This is a genomic window from Agarivorans aestuarii (assembly GCF_019670125.1).
GTDB classification, from domain to species: domain Bacteria; phylum Pseudomonadota; class Gammaproteobacteria; order Enterobacterales; family Celerinatantimonadaceae; genus Agarivorans; species Agarivorans aestuarii.
In genome coordinates, this window is record NZ_AP023033.1 from 1,550,819 (window position 1) to 1,573,065 (window position 22,247).

At 46.6% G+C, this 22,247-nt stretch carries 12 protein-coding genes; 5 read left to right on the forward strand and 7 right to left on the reverse strand.

The window, feature by feature from the left end; genetic code table 11:
* Window positions 1-13: 13 nt before the first annotated feature.
* Window positions 14-781: a helix-turn-helix domain-containing protein gene (locus K5609_RS07265; RefSeq protein ID WP_152779400.1), complete on the reverse strand. Its 768-nt coding sequence runs from the start codon at window positions 779-781 to the stop codon at window positions 14-16.
* Window positions 782-1,027: 246 nt separating this feature from the next.
* On the opposite strand from K5609_RS07265, the gene K5609_RS07270 reads away from it, so the two are divergent.
* From K5609_RS07270 to K5609_RS07290, 5 genes are all read left to right on the forward strand, one after another.
* On the forward strand, window positions 1,028-2,680 hold the full coding sequence (locus tag K5609_RS07270) for an ABC transporter transmembrane domain-containing protein (RefSeq protein WP_221076592.1): 1,653 nt from the start codon (window positions 1,028-1,030) through the stop codon (window positions 2,678-2,680).
* A gap of 1 nt (window position 2,681) precedes the next feature.
* The gene (locus K5609_RS07275; RefSeq protein WP_221076593.1) at window positions 2,682-4,733 is read left to right on the forward strand and encodes a peptidase domain-containing ABC transporter; all 2,052 of its coding nucleotides are present in this window, start codon (window positions 2,682-2,684) and stop codon (window positions 4,731-4,733) included.
* Window positions 4,734-4,735: 2 nt separating this feature from the next.
* Window positions 4,736-6,061, forward strand: coding sequence for an HlyD family type I secretion periplasmic adaptor subunit (locus K5609_RS07280; RefSeq protein ID WP_221076594.1), 1,326 nt, complete (start codon window positions 4,736-4,738; stop codon window positions 6,059-6,061).
* 12 nt (window positions 6,062-6,073) lie between these two features.
* Window positions 6,074-16,357, forward strand: a complete 10,284-nt coding sequence (locus K5609_RS07285; protein WP_221076595.1) for a VCBS domain-containing protein — start codon at window positions 6,074-6,076, stop codon at window positions 16,355-16,357.
* Window positions 16,358-16,546: 189 nt separating this feature from the next.
* Window positions 16,547-17,158: a porin family protein gene (locus K5609_RS07290; RefSeq protein WP_221076596.1), complete on the forward strand. Its 612-nt coding sequence runs from the start codon at window positions 16,547-16,549 to the stop codon at window positions 17,156-17,158.
* Here K5609_RS07290 and K5609_RS07295 read toward each other — a convergent pair.
* From K5609_RS07295 to phnL, 6 genes are read right to left on the reverse strand one after another with little or no spacing between them, the layout of a single operon-like run.
* Complete coding sequence (locus tag K5609_RS07295; RefSeq protein WP_221076597.1) at window positions 17,131-18,375, reverse strand: MFS transporter; 1,245 nt, start codon at window positions 18,373-18,375, stop codon at window positions 17,131-17,133. The two genes, K5609_RS07290 and K5609_RS07295, sit on opposite strands and share 28 nt — an antisense overlap.
* The gene (locus K5609_RS07300) at window positions 18,375-19,028 is read right to left on the reverse strand and encodes a DapH/DapD/GlmU-related protein (RefSeq protein ID WP_221076598.1); all 654 of its coding nucleotides are present in this window, start codon (window positions 19,026-19,028) and stop codon (window positions 18,375-18,377) included. The genes K5609_RS07295 and K5609_RS07300 overlap by 1 nt, the downstream gene beginning before the upstream one ends.
* 16 nt (window positions 19,029-19,044) lie before the next feature.
* On the reverse strand, window positions 19,045-19,797 hold the full coding sequence (gene phnP / locus K5609_RS07305) for a phosphonate metabolism protein PhnP (RefSeq protein ID WP_221076599.1): 753 nt from the start codon (window positions 19,795-19,797) through the stop codon (window positions 19,045-19,047).
* Window positions 19,794-20,396: a ribose 1,5-bisphosphokinase gene (gene phnN / locus K5609_RS07310; RefSeq protein ID WP_221076600.1), complete on the reverse strand. Its 603-nt coding sequence runs from the start codon at window positions 20,394-20,396 to the stop codon at window positions 19,794-19,796. The genes phnP and phnN overlap by 4 nt, the downstream gene beginning before the upstream one ends.
* On the reverse strand, window positions 20,396-21,532 hold the full coding sequence (gene phnM, locus K5609_RS07315) for an alpha-D-ribose 1-methylphosphonate 5-triphosphate diphosphatase (protein ID WP_221076601.1): 1,137 nt from the start codon (window positions 21,530-21,532) through the stop codon (window positions 20,396-20,398). Before phnM ends, phnN begins: the two co-directional genes overlap by 1 nt.
* A gap of 4 nt (window positions 21,533-21,536) precedes the next feature.
* Window positions 21,537-22,238, reverse strand: a complete 702-nt coding sequence (phnL, locus tag K5609_RS07320; RefSeq protein WP_221076602.1) for a phosphonate C-P lyase system protein PhnL — start codon at window positions 22,236-22,238, stop codon at window positions 21,537-21,539.
* Between the last annotated feature and the right edge of the window lie 9 nt (window positions 22,239-22,247).

Consider the following 22,247-nt stretch of genomic DNA (forward strand, 5'->3'; position numbering starts at 1 on the left):
AGATGTTTTAGCTTTAGCTGGCTTGTTTGCGGTAGCGAGCCGGTGTGATGCCATAAAAAGTGCTAAATGCACTGGTAAAGCTACTTTGGCTAGCAAAACCACAACGATGCGATATTTGTTCAATGCTTAATTGCGGTGTAGCTAAAAGCTGTTTAGCCGCGTTAAAGCGTTTGCGTAGCAAGTATTGGTGTGGGGTTAATCCGGTTTGCTGGCGAAACAATAAATGAAATTGGCTTTCGGCTAAAAACACGCAACCAGCAAGTTGCGCCACGGTGATTTTTTGCTGCAAGTGTTGTTGGATGTAGCGGTCGATATGCTCCATTTGTAGGCGGGTGACCTTAGCTTGGTGTTGTTTGCTTTGAGCTAAGTGATTTTGCAGTACACACAACAGGGTATTGGCGCAGGCCTCGGCTAGCATGGTGTCTTGCGGCTTAGTTAGCATTTCCTGACAAAGTGCATTGACGAGAACTTGCGACTGGTTGGCTAGCTTGAAGTAGGATTGATGGTCGAACAACTGCTCGATTTTGGTCTGCAAACTAGCATGTTGTGTATCGGCCAAATTAATAACCAAGATTTGATTTCTGCCTACCCCGGTAAAAGCATGATCTGCAGAGGCGGGCACTAAGCAACCTTGACCTGGCCCAACCAAATTAGCTTGACCTTGAATGTCAAACTCGGTTTGCCCTTGCAAGCCAATCACCACCTGAAAATACTGATGGCTATGGTGATGAGAGTGGCTGGGTAGTGCCAGCACTTGAGCTAAGTTGGCTGATTCATTCATATCTGTTTGTTTAAAAAGTAATAAATAGATTTAAATGACAACATATACAGCAATGCTGAAATCATGAGCTAGATTAACGCTCACCGATAGTGAATTAGTTTTGTATTTGTGTCAATTTTGTTAATGAATATGTTGGGGCTTATTCGCAGGCTTAAATAAAAACTCACCAAAAAAGAAAAACTTCGATTATTTGCTAGGCTTATCAATAACTCATCGCAGTGTTTATTGAGAAAGGAAGCCAGCTAAATGAGGTATGCGTTAAGCTTATTGTTTCGAAACCGGTCAGCAATCGATGTATTGCTCTCTTCTACATTTATAAACTTACTCTCGCTCGCTTTGCCTTTTGCCATGTTGCAGATTTACGACCGCATATTACCTAACCAAGGCTACGGCACGGCTACGGTTCTTATGCTCGGTGTAGCGGTGGCTATTTTACTAGAGCTAGTGTTGCGATATATACGTAGTTGGTTATTGGCTTCTGCAGCCGCTAACTTTGAGTTGCATACCACTATTGATGCGGTGAACGCGCTACTCGCCAGCAGTTTCGAACCTATCGCGAAACTTGGCAGGGGCGGGGTATTTAATGGCTTAAGTTCAATAGCAGGTATGCGAGACCTATATTCTGGTCAAGCGGCCTTAGCCCTGATTGATTTCCCATTTGTTGTTATTTTCTTAGCTTTAGTGGCTTACATTGGTGGGCCCTTAGTTTTTATTCCGATTGCCGTATGGGGGTTAATTAGCTTACTTGTATTGCTGCTTGGCAAGCAGCTAGCCGAAGCCACTAAAGATTTAGCGCTTAGCGAGGCTGAACGTTCACGATTGTTGATTAACGTATTGTCTGGGCTAACCACCACTAAAGCCTTAGCTCTAGAAAGTGGCATTGCCGCAAATTACCGAAAAATTAACTATAAGCGTTTGCAACAACAACAGCGGGTTGATTGGTTATCAGCCAAGCTGCAAGAGTTTATTCAAGGCGCCTCTCAGGGAACTACCTTAGTATTGGTATTGTTGGGGTGTTTAATGGTGTTAGATGGACAGTTAACCACTGGTGGCTTAGCGGCTTGTTCTATATTAGCGGGTCGAGCGGTTGCTCCTTTAAGCGCCATTATTAGTCTGCGCTCTCGAATGGTTACCGCTAAGTCTGCGATGCAACAAGTAAAGCAGTTGACAAGTTTAGAGGGAGAGCGCTTTAGCGCCGAATATTGCTATCAGCAAAAGTTACCAGCAGGGCCCATTGAATACAGCCATCTAAGTGCTAAAACTTCGGTGGCCTGTATTGAAAACGCGAGTTTTAGCCTGCCCGCTGGCAGCATGGTGGTAGTGCAATCTAATCCTCTTAGCCATGCCAGTTTGGTATTAAGTACGCTGGCTGGCTTTCATCAGTTGCAACAAGGCAGCATTAATATTGCGGGTGTTGAACTTGGCCAGCATGACGCAAATGAGTATCGCCAATCCGTGGTGTATCTAGCGCCTTGGCCCACCTTGTTTGCCGGCAGTTTGATGGAAAACATGACCCTGTTTCGGCCTGAATTAGAAGCCAATGCCATGGTGTTAGCAGAAGAGTTGGGTTTGAGTGCTGCCATTTCCTTGTTACCAGCCGGTTATCAAACCCGCGTTGGAGACAGTGGTAACCAAATGCTTAACAAGGGAGCGATTAAGCTTATCGCTCTGGTACGCGCGTTAGCGCAGCAACCGTCGATATTGCTGCTAGACGAGCCTATGTTGTCTCTAGATGCTGATGCTCAGCAGCGTTTACTGACCTTGCTAAGTAAGCAAGGCGATGACATGACGGTGATGATCGCTTCGCATTTTGACGAAGTAAAAGCCCATTGCGACATACAACTGCAAATTGCAGAAGATGGCTTAGTCAAGCTGTTAAAACAACAGAGGGGGGCTTAACATGGAGCAGCAAAATCCTGATTTAAAACCCACCTTAATTAGTTTGTTGCAGCAACTTGGTTTGTACTCTCAAGCAACCAATATAGAACAAGACCAGCGCATAGATTCGCTAGATGTTATGGGTTTTGTGGGGCTGCTTAAAAAACACCATATTGCCTATTCGGTGCATCGTCACTTGCCTTCCTTAGTTTCTCAAGCGGCTCATCCTTTTGTACTGATATCTGATCATCATGCTCCTAAGTTGTTGCGTCGCCATGGTGAGCAACTGGAACAGTTTGAGCAGCAGTGGCAAGCCTGTGACCCCGCAACTATCGGTGAAGACGCGCATCTAATTATGATTGAGCGCTTGCCTCAGCAGGGATCTTCTGCGAAAGCTTTTGCCGAGCAAGTGAGCAAGCGAAGTAAATGGTATCGGCCGGTATTTTGGCTCAGTTTATTGTCTAGCTTGACGGGATTAGCCGTGCCGCTATTTACAATGGCAGTTTATGACCGTGTAATTGGCGGTCAAACACCTGAGGTATTGCCCAGTATTGCTTTAGGTGCGGCATTGGCCTTAAGCATTTTAGTTGCATCTCGCTTGATTAGAGCAAGAGTGATGTCCTCAGCGAGTAATCGCATGGCGAGAGATTTGTCTGAACTTACCTTTCACCGTTTGCTGAACATGCCGTTAATGGTGTTATCGCGAGTGGGCATTGCCAATCATGTGGCGCGTATGCGTAATGCAGAAAAAGTTCGCACTGTGTTATCTGGTCCTGCTGCAGGTGGCTTAATCGATTTACCTTTTACCTTCATCGCCTTAGCGACCATTACTTTGTTAAGTGGTTGGTTGGTGCTGGTTCCACTGCTGATGTTACTGGTGTTTTACCTACTTATGCGACTAATGCGCAGCTACATTCAAAGCGCTTCTCCTACGATATCTGGTGAGTATCAAAATGCGCTTAACGAGTTGGCTAAAAATCTCACCCAATTAAAAGCGGCCGGGCAAGTCGATGCTTGGACCACTAAGTTTGCCCGTTTATGCCGTGAGAATAGCCGGCAGAACTTTCGTTATGCGGCGCGCAATGGGCTAATGGCTGCCGTTGCTCATGCTTTAAGTCTATCCACTGCCTTGGTCACTGTTTTCTGTGGCATTTTCTTGGTGCTTAACCAGTCAATATCTGCTGGGGCGTTGATTGCCTGTGTCATGCTGATTTGGCGAATTACCGGCCCAGCGCAACTAGCGTTTAGCTCCACCCAAAAGTTCGCCTTGCTAAAGGGGGCCGCTGAGCAATTTGACCGGTTCATGCAGGTTAAAACCGAAAATAGCGAACTGCGTTTAGATGTGCCGGATATGACACGCCCTCCCAGTTTGTCGTTCCAGCATTTAACCCTGCGTTACAGTGCCGACATGGAGCCCGCGTTGTCGGCTGTGAATGCCGATATAGACGCCGGAGATATGGTGGCGGTTATAGGTCCTAATGGCTGTGGTAAAACCTCATTGTTGCTATCAGCTTTAGGGGTAATTGAACCTCAAGCCGGTTATGTAGCAATAAACAACAAAAACATTCGCCAGTACGATCCGGAGCTAGTGCGATCTTGGGCTGCTTATTGCCCGGCTGAGCCAGATTTATTCCCAGGTTCTCTAGCTGACAATCTACGTATTGCAAATACTGAAGCTAGCGACCAGCAACTCATTGATGCCTTGTATGCGGCTGGAGGGGAGGCGTTGTTTAATACATTAAATAAGCAGCTTGATACCCCATTAACCAGCGGAGATGGCGCAATGCTTTCTGCGGTAGAGGGAAGCTATATTAGCTTAGCGAGAGCATTGCTAAAAGGCTCTCCTTACCTATTACTTGATGAGCCTTTAGCAAATCGAAACCCGGCTGCTAAGCAGCAGCTAATTAACACACTAGAAGGCCTGCGAGGTAAGGCTACTATTGTGTTTTCTAGTCACGACCAAGAATTAATAAAATTGGCAGATAAAGTCATTATTTTAGACAAGGGCGCTGCGGTTTATGTCGGTCCTATTCCTTCGCAACAACCTCAAGCTAATAACCAAACGGAGCAGTAAGTATGGAACAACGTCAATTGGCTAAGCGAGTTTGGCCAGAGCATGAGTTTACTGATGCTATTGAAGCCCCAGCCGAACGCAAACTTATTCGTCGCATTACTTGGTTTATCGCTGTTTCAGTATTGGGGATTCTGTTGTGGTCAATTTTTACTACCGTTGAAGAAATTGCTAAAGCAAAAGGACAGGTTGTTCCGCTCGGACATAGGCAAGTGATCCAAAGCCAACTTGGTGGAACATTGGCGTCGGTGAGTGTTGAAGAAGGTGATGTGGTCAAGCAAGGAGATATTCTCGCTAATTTTGTCGCTATCGACAGCCAGTCTTTAGAAGAAGAACTATCGAGTAAGCAAGCTAATTTAGAGTTGCGCATAGAGCGCTATAACGCCTTTGTTGAACAGCGCGCTGCTGATTTCTCCGCGTTTGAAAGTGAATACCCTAAATTAGTGCAGCAGCATCAATCAGCGCTAAAAAGAATGAATAATGAGTTAGAGGCAACCTCAGCACTAACTGAATCAGAGATGGCGAAAGCAAAAGCAGAATTAACCGCGGTTGAAAATGAGGTGCCAGCCTTGAGCGACCAAATTGCCGCGTCGCGTAAAACGATCAACATGATGAAATCACCAGGTGGCATTCAGGTGGTTTCTAAATTACAGGTACTAGAAGCTCAACAAAAGCTCGACTCTTACATAAGAGAGCTAAAATCTTTAGAGGGTAAAGAACAAGTTTTAAGTAAAAGTCTAACTAACCTAAGTAAGCAACTAGATCAGAAAAATGCGGCTTTGTTCAATCAAGTAGGCGAAAAACGGGCTGAGGCTCAAGCTGAGTTGTTAGGCATTGAGGCTCGCTTAAAGTCTTCCGGTTCACAAGTTTCTCAAACTACTGTTTTGGCGCCGGTCGATGGGATTGTGCAATCTATTCCGACTACCTCCTCAGGCAGCGTAATTGCACCAGGCGGAACTGTCGCAGTAATTGTTCCCACTACCAAGGAAGCGCTAATCGAAGCCAAACTATCTCCACGTGATATTGGTTTTGTTACCGAAGGACAACCTGCAAGGGTGAAAATAGACGCCTTTGATTACAGCCGATATGGGGCATTAGATGGGATTGTGCAAAGGATTTCTCCTTCTACTGATACCGATGAAAAGGGGGGCGTTTTCTACAAGGTAAAAATTAGCATAGAAAAACCCTATTTTAACGATGATCCCGAGCGCTTTGGGCTTATTCCTGGGATGACAGGTGAGGTAGATATTGTGACGGGTGATAAAACGGTATTTCAATACTTATGGAAACCGGTATTTACCAACATAACCACTGCCTTTGGTGAACGTTAAGAGAGGTTTGTTATGACTAAGCAGCAAGACAAATCATCCCTAAAAGCGAAAAGTAAACTTACTAAAAGCAGTAACAGTGTCGACAAAGATAAAGGCATAAAAAAAGCCAAGCGTATTGATGAAGATGTAGCACGGCTTAAGGCAAAAGAGTTACGGGATGTAAAAACCGCAGGTTTAAGCAATCAAGATTTGGTTGCTGATAAATCTCATCAGCAACTGCTAAGTGAGCAGCAGGCTTTACCAGATGAGGGGTTATTGTCAGAAGCCACAAATCCGTCAGAGACAATTTCGGAAACTGGTAAAGGTGGGGAATCTGCTAATGCTAAATCCTCCGAATACGATGACACTTCAAAAGCCGTTGCTGGCGCTGCCATGGTGGAAGCTCCCTTAATTGATGGCAGCAAAGCGACAGCAAGAGTGGGTAAAGGAGGAGGTAGCAGTGCCAACTCTCATTGGTTTGCTGCACATTCACTTCTTAATCATGTTGGGGTTAAGGGTTTAACGAGCAACCAGTTGGCAAATGTTGAGGGTAATCATTATAAGCCCAGTGTGACAGTACAACAGCTTACTAAAGCTAATCACTCTCAAACTGATCAGCAGCAAGTACCGGTTATTCATGCTGAAGGGGCTCAGCAACAAAGCGGATCAGTAAAAGAAGATAAAGTGAGCGAGGTGAGCGGTCAGTTGCATGTTGCTGGTGTTGACGCTAACCAAGTAAGCTGGTCAGTTGAGTCAGGAAGTGGGGTATATGGCCAGCTGGTTGTAGACTCTCATACCGGGCAGTGGCTTTATCAGTTGGATAATGTACTAGCTACGACCAATGCTTTGGCTGAAGGAGAGCACCATAGTGAGCAATTTGTTGTTTTAGTTAAAGACAATCTGCAGCATCAAATCAAAATGGTGGTTTCAATAGAGGTGGAGGGCAGTAATGATAAACCCCAAATCTCTGGTTTGCACCATGCCAACGTTACTGAGATGGCTGCACTTTCTGAAGTTGATGGTCAGTTATTTGCTAAAGATCCAGACCATAGTGAGCAACTGCAATGGGCAGTTAGCCACTCTCAAGGCCAATATGGCCGATTAACTATTAACCCTGATAATGGGCAGTGGCAATATCAGCTTGATAATAAGCAACCTGCAACCCTTGCGTTAATCGAAGGACAAATGGGGGTTGAGCACTTTGTTGTTAGTGTTACCGACAGTGCTGGTGAAGTAGTTAAGCAAGACTTAACCATTCAAGTTCTTGGCACTAATGAACAGGCGGTCATTGGTGGAGGCTATAGTGGCGTTCTCAGCGAAGATAAAGATGTTCATCAAGGGCAACTGCATGCAGATGGTGTATTAACAGTTACTGATCTGGATAGTGGTCAAAACCAGTTCCAAGCCAATTTACTGCAAGGGCAGTTTGGTACTCTATCAATCAATGAATTAGGTCATTGGACTTACACTGCCGATAATTCTCAGACTGCAATTCAAGGCCTTAAAAGCGGTGAGTCGCTTACTGATACCTTAGTCGTTCATTCAGTCGATGGCACTGAGCAAAAAATCACTGTGACGATTAACGGCACCGATGACAAAGCTGTGATAGGAGGTACTGCAACCGCCAGTCTCACAGAAGATAAAGATGTTCATAGTGGTCTACTTCGCGTTGATGGTGCGCTGACTGTCAGTGATGTTGATGCTGGAGAAAACCAATTCCAAGCAACATCTTTACAAGGGCAGTTTGGTACGCTGAGTATCAATAATCAGGGTCATTGGACTTACACTGCTGACAATTCTCAGACTGCAATTCAAGGCCTTAAAAGCGGTGAGTCGCTTACCGATACCTTAGTCGTTCATTCAGTCGATGGCACTGAGCAAAAAATCTCTGTCACCATTAACGGTACCGATGATAAAGCTCGAATCGCAGGTGCTTCTACTGCAGACCTCGCCGAAGATAAAGAGGTTCATCAGGGTCAACTTCGTGTTGATGGGGCGCTGACTGTCACTGACGCCGATGCAGGGCAAAGCCAGTTTGCGGCCACAACACTGCAAGGCCAATTTGGTACCTTGTCGATTAATCAATTAGGCCATTGGACTTACACTGCCGATAATTCTCAAACCGTTATTCAGGGGCTGAAAACTGGTGAATCATTAACGGATACGTTATTGGTTCACAGCGTCGATGGCACTGAACAGAAAATCACTGTTACGATTAACGGTACCGACGATAAAGCGGTGATAGGAGGTACTACAACCGCCAGTCTCACTGAAGATAAAGAGGTTCATCAGGGTCAACTTCGTGTCGAAGGTGCACTGACTATCACTGACGCCGATGCAGGGCAAAGCCAGTTTGCGGCCACAACACCGCAAGGCCAATTTGGTACCTTGTCGATTAATCAATTAGGCCATTGGTCTTACACTGCCGATAATTCTCAGCCTACGATCCAAGGCCTTAAAAGCGGTGAGTCGCTTACCGATACCTTAGTCGTTCATTCAGTCGATGGGACTGAACAAAAAATCACAGTGACGATTGATGGCACCGACGATAAAGCGGTGATTGCTGGCACAGCAACGGCTTCGCTCACTGAAGATAAAGAGGTTCATAGTGGTCTACTTCGCGTTGATGGTGCGCTGACTATCACTGACGCAGATGCAGGCCAAAACCAATTCGCTGCTACCTCGTTGCAAGGGCAGTTCGGTACGCTGAGTATCAATAATCTGGGTCATTGGACTTACACAGCTGACAACTCACAAACCGCTATTCAAGGCCTTAAAGCTGGTGAATCGGTTACAGATACCTTAGTCGTTCATTCAGTCGACGGCACTGAGCAAAAAATCACTGTCACGATTAACGGCACCGATGATAAAGCTCGAATCGCAGGTGCTTCTACTGCAGACCTCGCCGAAGATAAAGAGGTTCATAGTGGGCAATTGCGTGTTGACGGTGCGTTAACCATTACGGATGCGGACAGTGGTGAAGCGCAGTTCCAAGCAACATCTTTGCAAGGACAGTTTGGTACTCTTTCAATCAATGAATTAGGTCATTGGAATTACACCGCTGACAATTCTCAGACTGGAATTCAAGGCCTTAAAAGCGGTGAGTCACTCACCGATACATTGTTGGTTCACAGCGTCGATGGCACTGAACAGAGAATTACTGTCACCATTAACGGCACCGATGATAAAGCTCAAATCGCAGGCGCTTCTACTGCAAACCTCACTGAAGAGAAAGACGTTCATCAGGGGCAGCTTCGAGTCGGTGGGGCGCTGACGGTAACGGATGCGGATAATGGTCAGGCACAATTTACCGCGACCTCATTACAAGGGCAGTTTGGTACTCTATCAATCAATGAATTAGGTCATTGGACTTACACAGCTGACAACTCACAAACTGCAATTCAAGGCCTTAAAAGCGGTGAGTCACTTACCGACACATTGCTGGTGCACTCTGTTGATGGCACTGAGCAAAAAATCACAGTGACGATTAACGGTACCGACGATAAAGCGGTGATAGGTGGTACTGCAACTGCCAGTCTCACTGAAGATAAAGAGGTTCATAGTGGTCTACTTCGCGTTGATGGTGCGCTGACTGTCACTGACGCCGATGCAGGCCAAAACCAATTCGCTGCTACCTCGTTGCAAGGGCAGTTTGGTACTCTATCAATCAATGAATTAGGTCATTGGGTCTACACCGCAGACAACTCACAAAGTTCAATTCAAGGCCTTAAAACTGGTGAGTCACTTACCGATACATTGCTGGTGCACTCCGTTGATGGCACCGAGCAAAAAATCACTGTCACCATTAACGGCACCGATGATAAAGCTCAAATCGCAGGCGCTTTTACTGCAAACCTCACAGAAGATAAAGAGGTTCATAGTGGTCTACTTCGCGTTGATGGTGCGCTGACTATCACTGACGCAGATGCAGGCCAAAACCAATTCGCTGCTACCTCGTTGCAAGGGCAGTTCGGTACGCTGAGTATCAATAATCTGGGTCATTGGACTTACACAGCTGACAACTCACAAACTGCTATTCAAGGCCTTAAAGCTGGTGAATCGGTTACAGATACCTTAGTCGTTCATAGTATCGATGGCACCGAGCAAAAAATCACTGTCACCATTAACGGCTCTAACGACTTACCCGTTATTTCAGGAGTATCCTCAGGAAACGTTATTGAACAGGGAGAAAATATTACTGGGAAAGCGAATGCGACTGGCACCCTTATTGCGACTGATCTTGACTCAACTGACAGTATTCAATGGGCGATTAGCCAACCTCAAGGTCAATTTGGTAATTTGTCAATCGATCAGCAAGGAAACTGGCGTTATCAGTTAGATAATTCAACAGGTGGCACGACAGATAAGCTGGCTGCAGGTCAACAGCAACAAGAGACATTTTGGGTAACGGCAACCGACTCATCAGGAGTGGCTGTACCACATAAAGTTGTTGTTGATGTAACGGGGAGTAATGATAAGCCTATTGTCACTGCCTGGGCTCAACTAGCAGCCGGAACAGAAGACAAACCTGTCATAATTCAAATCGCAGATCTACTCAGACACGCAAGCGATATTGATACCACTGATACTCTGCGAGTCGAGAACTTGCAAGCCTCTCATGGTCACCTCATAAACAATAACGATGGCAGCTACACCTTCACTCCAGATAAGGATTTTAATGGTGAAGTTCGCTTGAGCTATAACGTAGTAGATGGGCAAGGTGGCAGTGTTAGTACCCAAGCCAAATTTGACCTAGCAGCATCTCCCGATAATGCAGTTATTACCGACGCCCAAACAAACCCGAACTTACGGGGTGTCACAGAAGATCGCGGCTATATCGATACTCACTACAAACTTAATTATAACGGCCAACTGAACATCCAAGACGCAGATGCCGGTGAAGCTAAATTTGATCCAAATATTGGCCCGCAAACCAACCAAGGTATTGGTTATGACACTAAGCTAGGCGGCCATGTGGTGCTAATGCAAAATGGTCATTACACCTACACCTTGGACAATCGAAATATTCAACACCTGGCAGAGGGAGAAGCGATAAAAGATTCAGTTGTCATTCGCTCAGCGGATGGCACCACTCATACCATTGAAATGACGGTTCACGGTACAAATGACAGACCCACGATTGCTGCACAGTCGCATACAGTTATTGAAGGTGGTGCCCTCATATATGGGCAAATGCGTGGTCAAGATATTGATACTGGCGCAACACTGCATTACTCAACCCCCAAAATTGATGGACTGATATTTAACACTGATGGCAGCTATAGCTTCGATCCGAGCAACTCAAGTTATCAATCCTTAGCATCTGGCGTCACTAAAACCCTTACCATCCCGGTCACTGTAACCGATGAGCATAATGCCAGCTCTACGCAAAACCTTACTATTAGTATTACTGGAGTTAATAACGCCGCCGTGATTGGCGGTGTCGATACCGGCAGTGTTACCGAAAATTCCGCCGGTAAAGATATGTCACCTGATTATGCTCAACCTGGTATGAGTCATTTAGGTAATAGTCCTCTTTATGCCAGTGGTGCGCTAACTATTACTGATGTTGATACAGATGAATCTGCATTTGATTCTCATGGTGTCGGATACAATTATGTCGGTAAATATGGCGATTTGTTACTGCGAGAAGATGGTACGTGGTCCTATTATGCTGATGCTGGAAACATCCGTGGGAAAGGTGGCCATGCAACAAATAGGGGCACCGCAATTGATCATCTTGGCAAAGGAGAAACCCTGACTGATACTGTGACCGTTTATTCAAAAGATGGCACATCTCACGATATTGTCATCACCATTCATGGCAGTAATGATCGCCCCTATTGTTCGTCAGAAGTGCAACTTAATGCAGGCACTGAAGATACTCGCCAAACTATTACCGTCGCGCAATTGCTACAACACACGGTTGATGTAGATAAAAATGATGCTGGGCTGCTGAGCATTGAGAACCTGCGTGCCGACCACGGTTCTATTAAGCATAATCAAGACGGCAGCTTCACCTTTACACCAGAGAAAGATTATAACGGCCAAGTTCATTTCACCTATGACGTGAAAGATGCCCACGGTGGTATCACTCACACTGGTGCATCCACTAGCTTGACGGCTGTAGATGACCACACAGTATTTGCAGGCATAACCGCAGATTTTGCTAAAGAAGATGTTGACCCTGGTGCAAACTCTTATGGCAACTTTGGTGGCAGCCGTTTTGCTGGTACCCAATGGCATCAACTAACGATTACCGATACAGACAGTAAGGTTGATCAAATCGACATTGAATTTGGCGGTAAAACGGTTACTTGGCAAGTCGGGTCGCCTCTTGATATCCAAACCAATTATGGCAAGTTCGAACTAACAACATATTCTCATGGCCCGCACAAGGGCGAGCTAGTTTGGTTGTATAACGGTGATAATCGCAACCCATCGATTCAAGGTTTAAAAGAGGGCGAGTCTTTACACGAAAGTATCACTTTAGTTGCGCCAGACGGCACCCGCCAAGCACTGTCTGTAGAGATAAAAGGCACAGAAGATCATGTGATTATTGATGCCCCCAATCATCTTGGCGATGTGATTGAGCATCAATCAACAGGCGCACAAGTCAGTGGTCAGCTACAGGCCCATGATAGTGATACTCATGATTCAGTGAGCTGGGCCATTACCCAAACTGCTGGCAAATATGGTGAATTTTCAGTTGATACCGATGGCCACTGGCACTACGTTGTCGATGAGTCAAAAGCAGGAGTATTAGGGCAAGGTGATGAATGGAACGAACACTTCACCATTGAGGCTATATCAACCGATGGGAGCCGAATCACCAAGACAGTGACTGTTGTTGTTCACGGTAGTAACGACGCGCCAACCGTTAAAAGCGGCCTAGTACTTAGCCAAGGCAGTGAAGACAAGCAGGTTATATTAACCCAACAGGATTTGTTAGCCCATGCCAGTGATAGCGACCGCAATGATCAAGGCTGGCTAAGCGCCACCCACTTAACAGCCGATCATGGGACAATCAGCACCAATGCCGATGGCAGCTTCACCTTTACCCCAGACAAAGATTACAACGGGGATGTACAATTTACCTATGATGTGACAGATCGCCACGGTGGCGTTACTGCGACGAGTGCAACAATGAATCTAGCCGCCGTTGCTGATGCAGCCACTATTTCAGGGGCTACGCAAGGTGTGGCTTTTGAAGATCATGGTATATTTGCAAACAACAATAACAATACGATAATCGAAGTCAGCGGTCACATTTTTGTGAATGATCCCGATGCGGGGGAACAAGGCTTTCGGTATGGTACAGGCACTAAAATTGATGACCCCTTTAATGGCCATTTACACATTAGTGCAAATGGCACCTGGGTCTATGACGTTGACAACATTAAGCTGCAACATCTAGCAGCTAATGAAGAGGTTTTAGTTACCCATAGAGTTTATAGCAAAGATGGTACCCCGCAGGATATTGTGATTAAAATTACGGGTACTAATGATAATGCGCTTATAAACGGTAAAGTTAGCGCAGTATCACAAGGTACTCTTACTGAAGATTCAAAAGAGCATACAATTTCAGGAACACTGACATTAACAGATGTCGACACTGGCGAAGATAAGTTTGCCACAATCAGCCAGTTGGCGGGGCAGTATGGTTATCTGTCGATGGATCGCCAAGGCAATTGGTCTTATACCTTAGACAATTCACTCGCTACCACTAATGGCCTGGTTGCGGGGCAAGTTGTGACCGAAAGCTTTACCGTTACTTCACCGGACGGCACAGCAAGTCATACCATCAATGTGCAAATTCATGGCCATGATGACACGCCGAGCTTAAGCGTTAATGAAGGTGGCGCTGCCAAATCTCTGGATTTACTCGGTGGGTTTAGCAGTGGCACTGTGAGCCACATGCAATTTTCGACCGACGGCGTTCATTACACTAATCAGGTACCCGATGGCTTTATGTTAGACAGCGATGGCCATACCTTGCAGGTCGACCCTGCGCACAATAGCTACAACCATTTAGCCAATGGCATCGCCTTAAAAATTGACATTAAGTATCAGTTACAACAAGGGGCTGGTCGCAATGCACTAACATCGCAGCAGCAAGCTCAAGTCGTCGTTACTGGCACCAGTGACCGTCCAATCCTTCATAGTTTTAACCCTCATTCCCAACAGAACAGCGGCCCCGTTACTGGCAATTTACTGCAGGGGGCTACAGATATTGATGATGGCGCACACTTAGTGCTTCATGATGTGCAATTTCAAGATCCAACCACACACCAATACGTGACGGTTCAAGCAGGGCAAACTCATAACATTACTGGTGTTGGGGTTATCGCAATTTCAGCCAACGGCGATTATAGCTTTACCCCTAACAGTCAATTTAGTGGGCAAGTACCTAATCTTATCTATCGCGTGACGGACACAAATGGAGATTATGCAGACAATAGTCAAAACAACTTAGATATTCATATAGACCCTTATCAAGCTCCGATCATTATTGCGCCGTTAACGGTAGCACTGGCAAATGATACCGGTAGCTCAGCTACAGATTTAGTCACTCAAGATGGGACGCTCAGCATCTCAGGCCAAACAGCGGGAATGCAGGTAGAGTATTCTATTGACGGCGGCAAAAATTGGAGTACTCAATTTTCGCCAATTGAAGGGGTGAATCAGCTACAGGTAAGACAGACTGATGGTGCTGGGCATACTTCAGCAGCCAGCAGTCTTAGTTTCACCCTAGACACCCAATCACCTTCGCCACATATTAGTCTTGATCCTGTTACCGCCGATAACGTGCTTAATCAAACAGAGCTCAGTGCTAATCTAGCGGTCACTGGGACAGTGAGCAGAGACGTTAATGTAGGAGATAAGGTTACCCTTACGCTGGGGGCTCGCACATACACCGGTGCAGTTGATGCTAATCATCAATTCTCTATTGGCGTTCCCGCCGACCAACTGGGCAGTCACACCAATATCATGGCATCAATCACTATAACCGATGAAGCCGGAAACAGTGCCACCGCGACAGATAATCATCACTACAGCACTGATACCATTGCAAGCATACGGGTTAACCCCATCACTAGCGACAATATCATTGAAGCCAGTGAGCACCACCAAGCGATTGATATCGATGGTACCGTGTCTGGGGTTGAAGATGGACAAGTGGTTACAGTCTCCATTGGCGGTCATCATTACCAAGCTGTTGTGGCTCATGGTGCCTGGAGTACTTCTTTAACTGCAGCAGAGGTGCAGGCTCTGCCGGGAGGCACCGTTGATGTTACCGCCTCGGTTCACGATCTTGCTGGTAACTTAGCATCCATACATAGTCCTTTATTCGTTGGAGATAGTGCTAATCCAGTACCGAGCTTGAGCTTTAAAGCACCACCCACACCTACGGGCGGTGGCAGTATTGGCTCGCACATATCTGGCGATTTGGTCGTCCCCCCGTTAATACAACAACTCACCCCTAATTTACCCAGCGGAGGTTGGGCAATTACAGATGGTAAGGGTCATACCTCAACCAGTCTACATGGCCAATATGGCACCTTAACTATCGACCCTGATACCGGTCACGTTGATTATGTTTATAGTCAAGCGCCAACCCCAGGAAACAAGGCTGCTGGAGGCAGCCATTGGGCAGGGCAAACTACTTCAGAAGAGCATCATGATGTATTTCAAGTTGTTTATCATGATGCGCATGCGTCAAATGTCGATGTCAAAGTTAATCTAGATGTGACTTATGTTCATGGACATAGCGGTCATAATCAAACGTCTACTCACCTTGTTGCTATGACCGTCACACCCGACACGTCTGTGGCTATGCCACCTGCAGCGGACATGCACGACGCACCTGACGACATAATGACTTTTAGCGCAAGCATCACTGAAGATGAACCTTCATTTGATGAGGCGGTATCGCATATTGGCGGTGCCGATGAAAGTACTCCTCACCAGTCGGTGCATTTAGACCTGCTAAATCAGTCGGAGGCCAGCTCGCCCATCGATCACTATTTACAAATGGTTGGCGTAAGTCATGCCGATATTACCCCTGCTTCTGAGATCCCATTGGCCACTGATTTACCTGATATGGCAGCAACACAGGTTAACCAAGATGAAGAATTGTTTGATAGTCAGCCTATCGACGCGTTTGAAAATCCACTAGATGAAGATAAATATGAGCAACATAAGCTTAATGAGCAAGTCATACACGATGACACACTCGTTCAGCATCAGGTGAATCAAGATAATGATGATGACTTATTACATCAAGCTTTAAACGATATGCATAATCAGTGGTAAATATTGAGTTTATGCTTAATCTTTCATGGCTATTTGCTTTGAGTTTAGATTAAATGTGGCTATTGAGTTAATTTTAGCAAAATAAACTAAAAGGGGATGGTGAGGTAGTTTTTTCTCTTGGTGTTCACTAAGTGGCGTGGCAAAATGCCGCCTTACCCTCATAGATGTTGTTTAGTTAAAGGACTCACCATGAAATTTCGCCTCGCTGTTGTTGGCGCTGCTATGTTCGCTGCTCTTCCTGCTCAAGCCGATCTACTAGGTTTAACACTGGCTAGCCATATCGCTCAAACCAATACTGACCCAAAAGCTTCGTCGGCTTGGCAAGGTGATTTAGAGCTGCGTTTTAAGCATCCTATCCCGCTAATTCCAAATGTGGCAGTAGGTGCTAACAAACGTAAGCAAGGTGATGCGGCAGATGGTTCTAGCTACCAAGGTGAGTTGTATTACAACTTGTTTGATACTGCAGGCCTTTATCTAGATGTGGGGGCGGGTTACGAGCGTTGGGACAGTGCCAACTCTGCTTTAGCTGGCTCTGATGATGGTGAGCAAGTATACGCTGTAGGGCGTGTGGCTTGGCGTTTCCCTGGTTCTGGCTTAGGTTTGGAAAGTGATTTAAAACTGTCGCTTACCGATGAAGATTACAAAGCTAACCGTTTCCGCGCGGGTGTTAACTACGAACTGTTTGATTTAGTGGCGAGCACCATCGATATCTCTGCGGGTTACCAGTACGAAGATATTGCAACACGTAGCTACAGCACCAGTAATAGCGGCGCTTACTTAGGTTTAGCTGTTAACTTCTGATAGCGAGTTGTTTTGGCAGTTTGTTGTAAACAACAGGCTGCCATTGCCATAAACCCTAGGCCTGCACTAAGGCTGACTAAACCAAAAATACCCTGCTGCTGATTTAACTGCCAAGCAAAAGCACCAAGAAATGGGGCACTTGCGCTGGCGAGTAAATAGGGCACGGCCAACATTCCCGATATCGCTCCAAAGCCTTGTTCACCGAGTAATTGTTTGGTTAACACTGGCCGCAAAATACTGGTCACGCCATAAGCACTCCCTTGTAATACGACAAACAGCCAAATAAGGTGCTGAAGTTGTTCGAGCTGCCACAATAAACCGGCGGCAACGAGCAAACTGCCAAAACACAGCATGGTGATAAGGGTATTCGATAGCTGTTTATCTACACTGATCATTGCGATGCGCCCAAGCACTTGCATTGGGCCAATCATCGCCATGACTAACACGGCATTATCTGCGCTAAAGTTGAGAGCATGCATGCTTGGTAGTAAAAAGTTGACTAATACCGTGTGGTTAAGTGCGCTAAGAGAAAAGGCTAAGGCAATAAACCAGAACACTGCGTTTTTGAGCTGAGCATTTGCCGTGCTCGATTGCTTAATGTTTGCGATTGCTTCCGTTTTGCCAAGCGCTGAGCTTTGGGTCCCTTGAATTAACTTGGCGCTAATAAACAGCAATGGAGTAGCGATGAGCAAAACAATCAAGGCCAAACTCACGGACGTTATTCGCCAGCCTAAGAGGTCGATAAGGTAATGGCAAAGTGGAAAGCTTAGGGTACCTGCAAAGCCAGCATATAAGGTGACTTTGGTGATCGCCGATTTAGCGTTGTCCCCGCGATAACGGGTAAGAAAAGCAAAACATGGTTCGTATAAACACCCAGCGCTAGCGCAGCCTAGCACTAACCAAGCAGCATAAAACTGCCATAAGCTTTGCACTTGGCTAACGGCCAGCAAAGCGATTCCGCCCAGCAGAGCGCTGCAGCTTAAAACCCGTGGGCCAAACCCTTTGTCGATTAAACGGCCAATAAATGGCGAGCAAAGTGCAGAGGCGATTAAGCAAACTGTGAATGCTAACGAGACATCGGCAATAGACCAAGCAAGCTGCTGATGCCAAGTGAGCAGCGTGGCAGGAAAGCTATAGTAGAGGCATGCCCAAAGCAGCGTTTGGGCAATGGCCATTCCATGAGTGGCTAAGCGAACTTTAGTTGGGGCTAGTGCCACTAAACGCTTTCGCTTAGCAGTTGTTTCTCATAGTGTTCCAGAAAGCTTAAGCAGTCTTCTTGGAACAAGGGTAGGGCCTCGGCAAGTTTTTCATGCGACCAATCCCACCAGGCAAGTTTTTCTAGGCGCTCGCCAATGCTTGGTTCATCAAAGCGCGGCCTTAATACCTTGGCAGGATTACCCACCACGATGTGCCACGCCGGTACATCTTTAGTGACAATACTGCCAGAGCCAACAATGGCGCCATTACCAATGTTTACACCCGGCATAATAATCGCGCCGTGGCCAATCCATACGTCGTGACCAATCTGCACTTTGTTATCTGCACGCCAATCAAATACCTGATTGTCTACCTTTGCTGCCATTCCATACTTTTGCGGGCGGTAGCTAAAGTGGTGCAGGCTTGGCCGCCACCACGGGTGGTTGCTGGGATTTACCCTTACGCTTGAAGCAATAGAGACAAATTTGCCTACTTCGCATAAAGCAATATCTACGTCATTTTGGGCGTAGCTGTAATCACCAAATTGCACGTTGTCTAATAGGCAGCGTTCGCCGATTTCAGTCCAGCTGCCTAGTTCAGAGCTGGTTACCTTACTGCTATTAGCTACGCTGGGCTGGCTGTTTAAATTTGCGCCGGGGTCTACTATCGCCATGGTTATTCCCTTGAAGTTATAGGCTTAGGCATAATTCATCATGCCCAACCAGCACATTGCTGGATAAGCAGTTGGGGTGTTGCATAAGGTATTCGTCTAAATCGTGGCCAATGTGAGTGAGCACCCAAGTGCTGTCTGGCAGAGCATGCGCTAACTCAAGTACGTCGCTAAGATTATTGTGATTGCTCGAACGATGCAGGGGAGAGTTACTGCAATCAATTACTACATACTTTGGCGGCTGGCGCAGCAATTGTTGCCAGCTTTGGTCTGGGATCCCTAAGGTATCGGTTAAGTAGGCAATCCGGCCATTTTCGCTGGTAAACAAGTAGCCTAGAGTAGGTTTTGAGTGATTTAACGCTAGGGGAGTTATGTTGATACCGGCTAACGAAAAGCTATGCATGGCCTGTCTAGCGGGCTGATAATCTAGTAAACCAGGGTGCTTAAATAGGTCATCACACCCTAAGGGATCATCTGGGTGATAAACCGGAATTGGCTCGGCCACTCCCCAGCGTAATTCAAATAAAGCTTGTACATGATCCATGTGAAAGTGGGTGAGTAACATGGCATCAATAGACCCAGCCGGAAAGCGGGTTTGTAACTGCGGATGGTTGGCATCGATGAGTATTCGTTGGCCGTTTACTTCTAGCACCGCTGAGCAAAGTAATCTTGCTTTGCTGGGGTCTAAGCTCGCTCGCTGGCAGGCGAGGCAATCGCAGCCGTACACTGGGCAGCCTGTTACATTACCAGTGCCAAGTAGGGTTAGTTTCATTGGATATATAACTCGGTCGTTTCGGTTTCAATGTATTTGAGCAGTTTGCTCACGGTGCTGTCTAGATTGCGGTTGTTGTCTAAGCGCCAACACTCTTCTGGTAGAGAAGCCTGATATTGTTCGCTGCGGCGCAGCCGTGCAGAGATATCGTGTTCAGATTCACGACCGCGCTTGCGCAGGCGTTCGGCCAATATGCTGGGATCTACCTCTAAGGCGATTATTCGCAAGCGCTCCCCAAATAACTCTTCAGCCAAAGGAATCTGTTGGCGAGAACCGTTGAAAAGCACCGAGAACCCCATGCTCAACCAAGTATTTACTTCGTTACCCACTGCGTAATTGCAGCCGTTGGCCAGCCAGTCCATGGCAAATAAGCCGCTGTGTTTACGATGGGTGAACTCTGGCACACTTAAGGCAATGTGATTTTCACCGCTATCATCTACCGCGCGGGTGATGTAGCGATGAGCAATCAGCAGGTTGCTGTCCGCTTGCAACTGGCTACGTAAGCCATTAATTATGCTGTCTTTACCTGAGCCTGAAGGCCCCACCAAGTAAAACAACTTGGCTTCGCCGTTTAGTTCACTGGCAGTTAGCGAAGTCATCAAAATACTCGCTCTCCTTCACGCCATACTTGCAACACTTGCAAGCGCTCATCATTGGGTTTGGCTAATACCAAATCGGCCCGTTTACCCTCACAAATACTGCCTCGGTCGTCCATGCCTAAGGTATGTGCTGGAGTTAGGCTAACCATTTGAATGGCCTGACAAAGATCGTAGTTGTTATCTTCCATGTTAGCCACCATATATGCGGCATCGAGTAAACTGGCAGGGTAGTAATCAGACGACAAAATATCCAGCACGCCTTCGCGAGCCAGCTCTGCCGCGGCTACGTTGCCTGAGTGAGAGCCGCCACGCACAATATTTGGCCCGCCCATCATTACCTGCAAACCCGCTTCGTGCGAGGCTTTAGCCGCAGCAACAGTAGTAGGGAACTCGGCAACGGCACAACCTAATGATGCAGACTCTAAGGCGTGTTCAAGTGTGGCGTCGTCATGGCTGGCTAAGGCAATGCCTCGCTCGCGGGCAGAGGCCGCAATGTGTTTACGATTAGCATCTGACCACTGCTCAGATGCGGCAGTTTGCTCGGCTTCAAAAGCTGCCATTTCTTTATCGTTTAAGCCGTATTTACCCATGTAGTAAGTGCGATACTTTTCGCTGTCTACAAACTGGCGTTGGCCAGGTGTGTGATCCATTAACGACACCATCGCTACTGGCCCTTGCTCAACCAAAGTTTCGAATATGTTGGCGGTATCAGCATTCGGTAGTTCGCAGCGTAAGTGCAGCATGTGCTCGGCGCGATTAACGCCGCGTTGCTGGCTATTCACAATGGTGTGTAGCATCCGCTCAAGGTTGGCAAGGCGAGTGCCGTGGTCGTTAATGTAACCTAATGCAATGGCATCAAGCACGGTGGTGATACCGCTGGAAATCATTAAGGCGTCGTGGCTGGCCATGGCCGAACCACTGGGCCAGCTAACCTTAGGCCGTGGGGTGAAAAACTTCTCTAAGTTGTCGGTATGCAATTCAATAAGGCCCGGCAGCAGGTAAGCACCGTCGCCATTTATGGCACTGCTGTGCTGGCTTTGAGTATCACTAAGCGCCACGATACGGCCTTCACGAACTTCTAGTGACCCTGTTACTACTTCATGTTCCAGAACCATATTTACATTGGTAATAATCATCACACTATCCTGCTAATTGTGCTGGTTGTTGCATGTTGTGTAAGCGGTCTGCGACTAAATCGCGCACCCAAACATCGTGAAATATGCCAACAATGGCAGCGCCACTTTGTTTGGCGGCCAAAATTAATTCAACCACTTGTTGGGCGTTGTGTTTGTCTAATGAAGCGGTTGGTTCGTCTAGCAACAATATTGGGTAATCGAGGGCGAAGCCGCGGGCAATGTTGACCCGTTGTTGTTCGCCACCAGAGAAGGTAGCGGGTGCTAGGCTCCATAAGCGCTCAGGCACGTTTAGATGGCTTAATAAGGTTTCGGCTTTAGCTTTAGCTTGGCTATCGCTAATGCCATTTTCTAACATCGGTTGCATTACGATATCTAAGGCCGATAAACGTGGAATAACCCTTAAAAACTGGCTTACCCAACCAATGGTATTGCGGCGTAAAGCAATAATTTCTCTTGCTTGAGCGGTAGCTAAATCTAGCCACTGCTCACCTTGGCTAATCAGCAATTCACCTTCATCAACTTGATAGTTGCCGTAAAGTGAACGTAATAGGCTAGATTTACCAGAGCCAGAGCTGCCGTTAAGCACCACACACTCTCCGGCAAAAATCTCTAGATTTTGCTGGCGTAAAACTGGTAAACGCGCAGCCCCTTGATTATGTAATACAAAGGTTTTGTTGATGTTTTTAGCGATCATGACGGGTTTCATGATGAATCC

Excerpts from the sequence above, each read along its gene's own strand:
- phnN (WP_221076600.1), bottom strand. The coding sequence starts at position 20,396 with ATGACTTCGCTAACTGCCAGTGAACTAAACGGCGAAGCCAAGTTGTTT.
- K5609_RS07300 (WP_221076598.1), bottom strand. The coding sequence starts at position 19,028 with ATGGCGATAGTAGACCCCGGCGCAAATTTAAACAGCCAGCCCAGCGTA.
- K5609_RS07285 (WP_221076595.1), top strand. The coding sequence starts at position 6,074 with ATGACTAAGCAGCAAGACAAATCATCCCTAAAAGCGAAAAGTAAACTT.
- K5609_RS07265 (WP_152779400.1), bottom strand. The coding sequence starts at position 781 with ATGAATGAATCAGCCAACTTAGCTCAAGTGCTGGCACTACCCAGCCAC.
- phnL (WP_221076602.1), bottom strand. The coding sequence starts at position 22,238 with ATGAAACCCGTCATGATCGCTAAAAACATCAACAAAACCTTTGTATTA.
- K5609_RS07275 (WP_221076593.1), top strand. The coding sequence starts at position 2,682 with ATGGAGCAGCAAAATCCTGATTTAAAACCCACCTTAATTAGTTTGTTG.
- K5609_RS07270 (WP_221076592.1), top strand. The coding sequence starts at position 1,028 with ATGAGGTATGCGTTAAGCTTATTGTTTCGAAACCGGTCAGCAATCGAT.
- phnP (WP_221076599.1), bottom strand. The coding sequence starts at position 19,797 with ATGAAACTAACCCTACTTGGCACTGGTAATGTAACAGGCTGCCCAGTG.
- K5609_RS07290 (WP_221076596.1), top strand. The coding sequence starts at position 16,547 with ATGAAATTTCGCCTCGCTGTTGTTGGCGCTGCTATGTTCGCTGCTCTT.
- K5609_RS07280 (WP_221076594.1), top strand. The coding sequence starts at position 4,736 with ATGGAACAACGTCAATTGGCTAAGCGAGTTTGGCCAGAGCATGAGTTT.
- phnM (WP_221076601.1), bottom strand. The coding sequence starts at position 21,532 with ATGATTATTACCAATGTAAATATGGTTCTGGAACATGAAGTAGTAACA.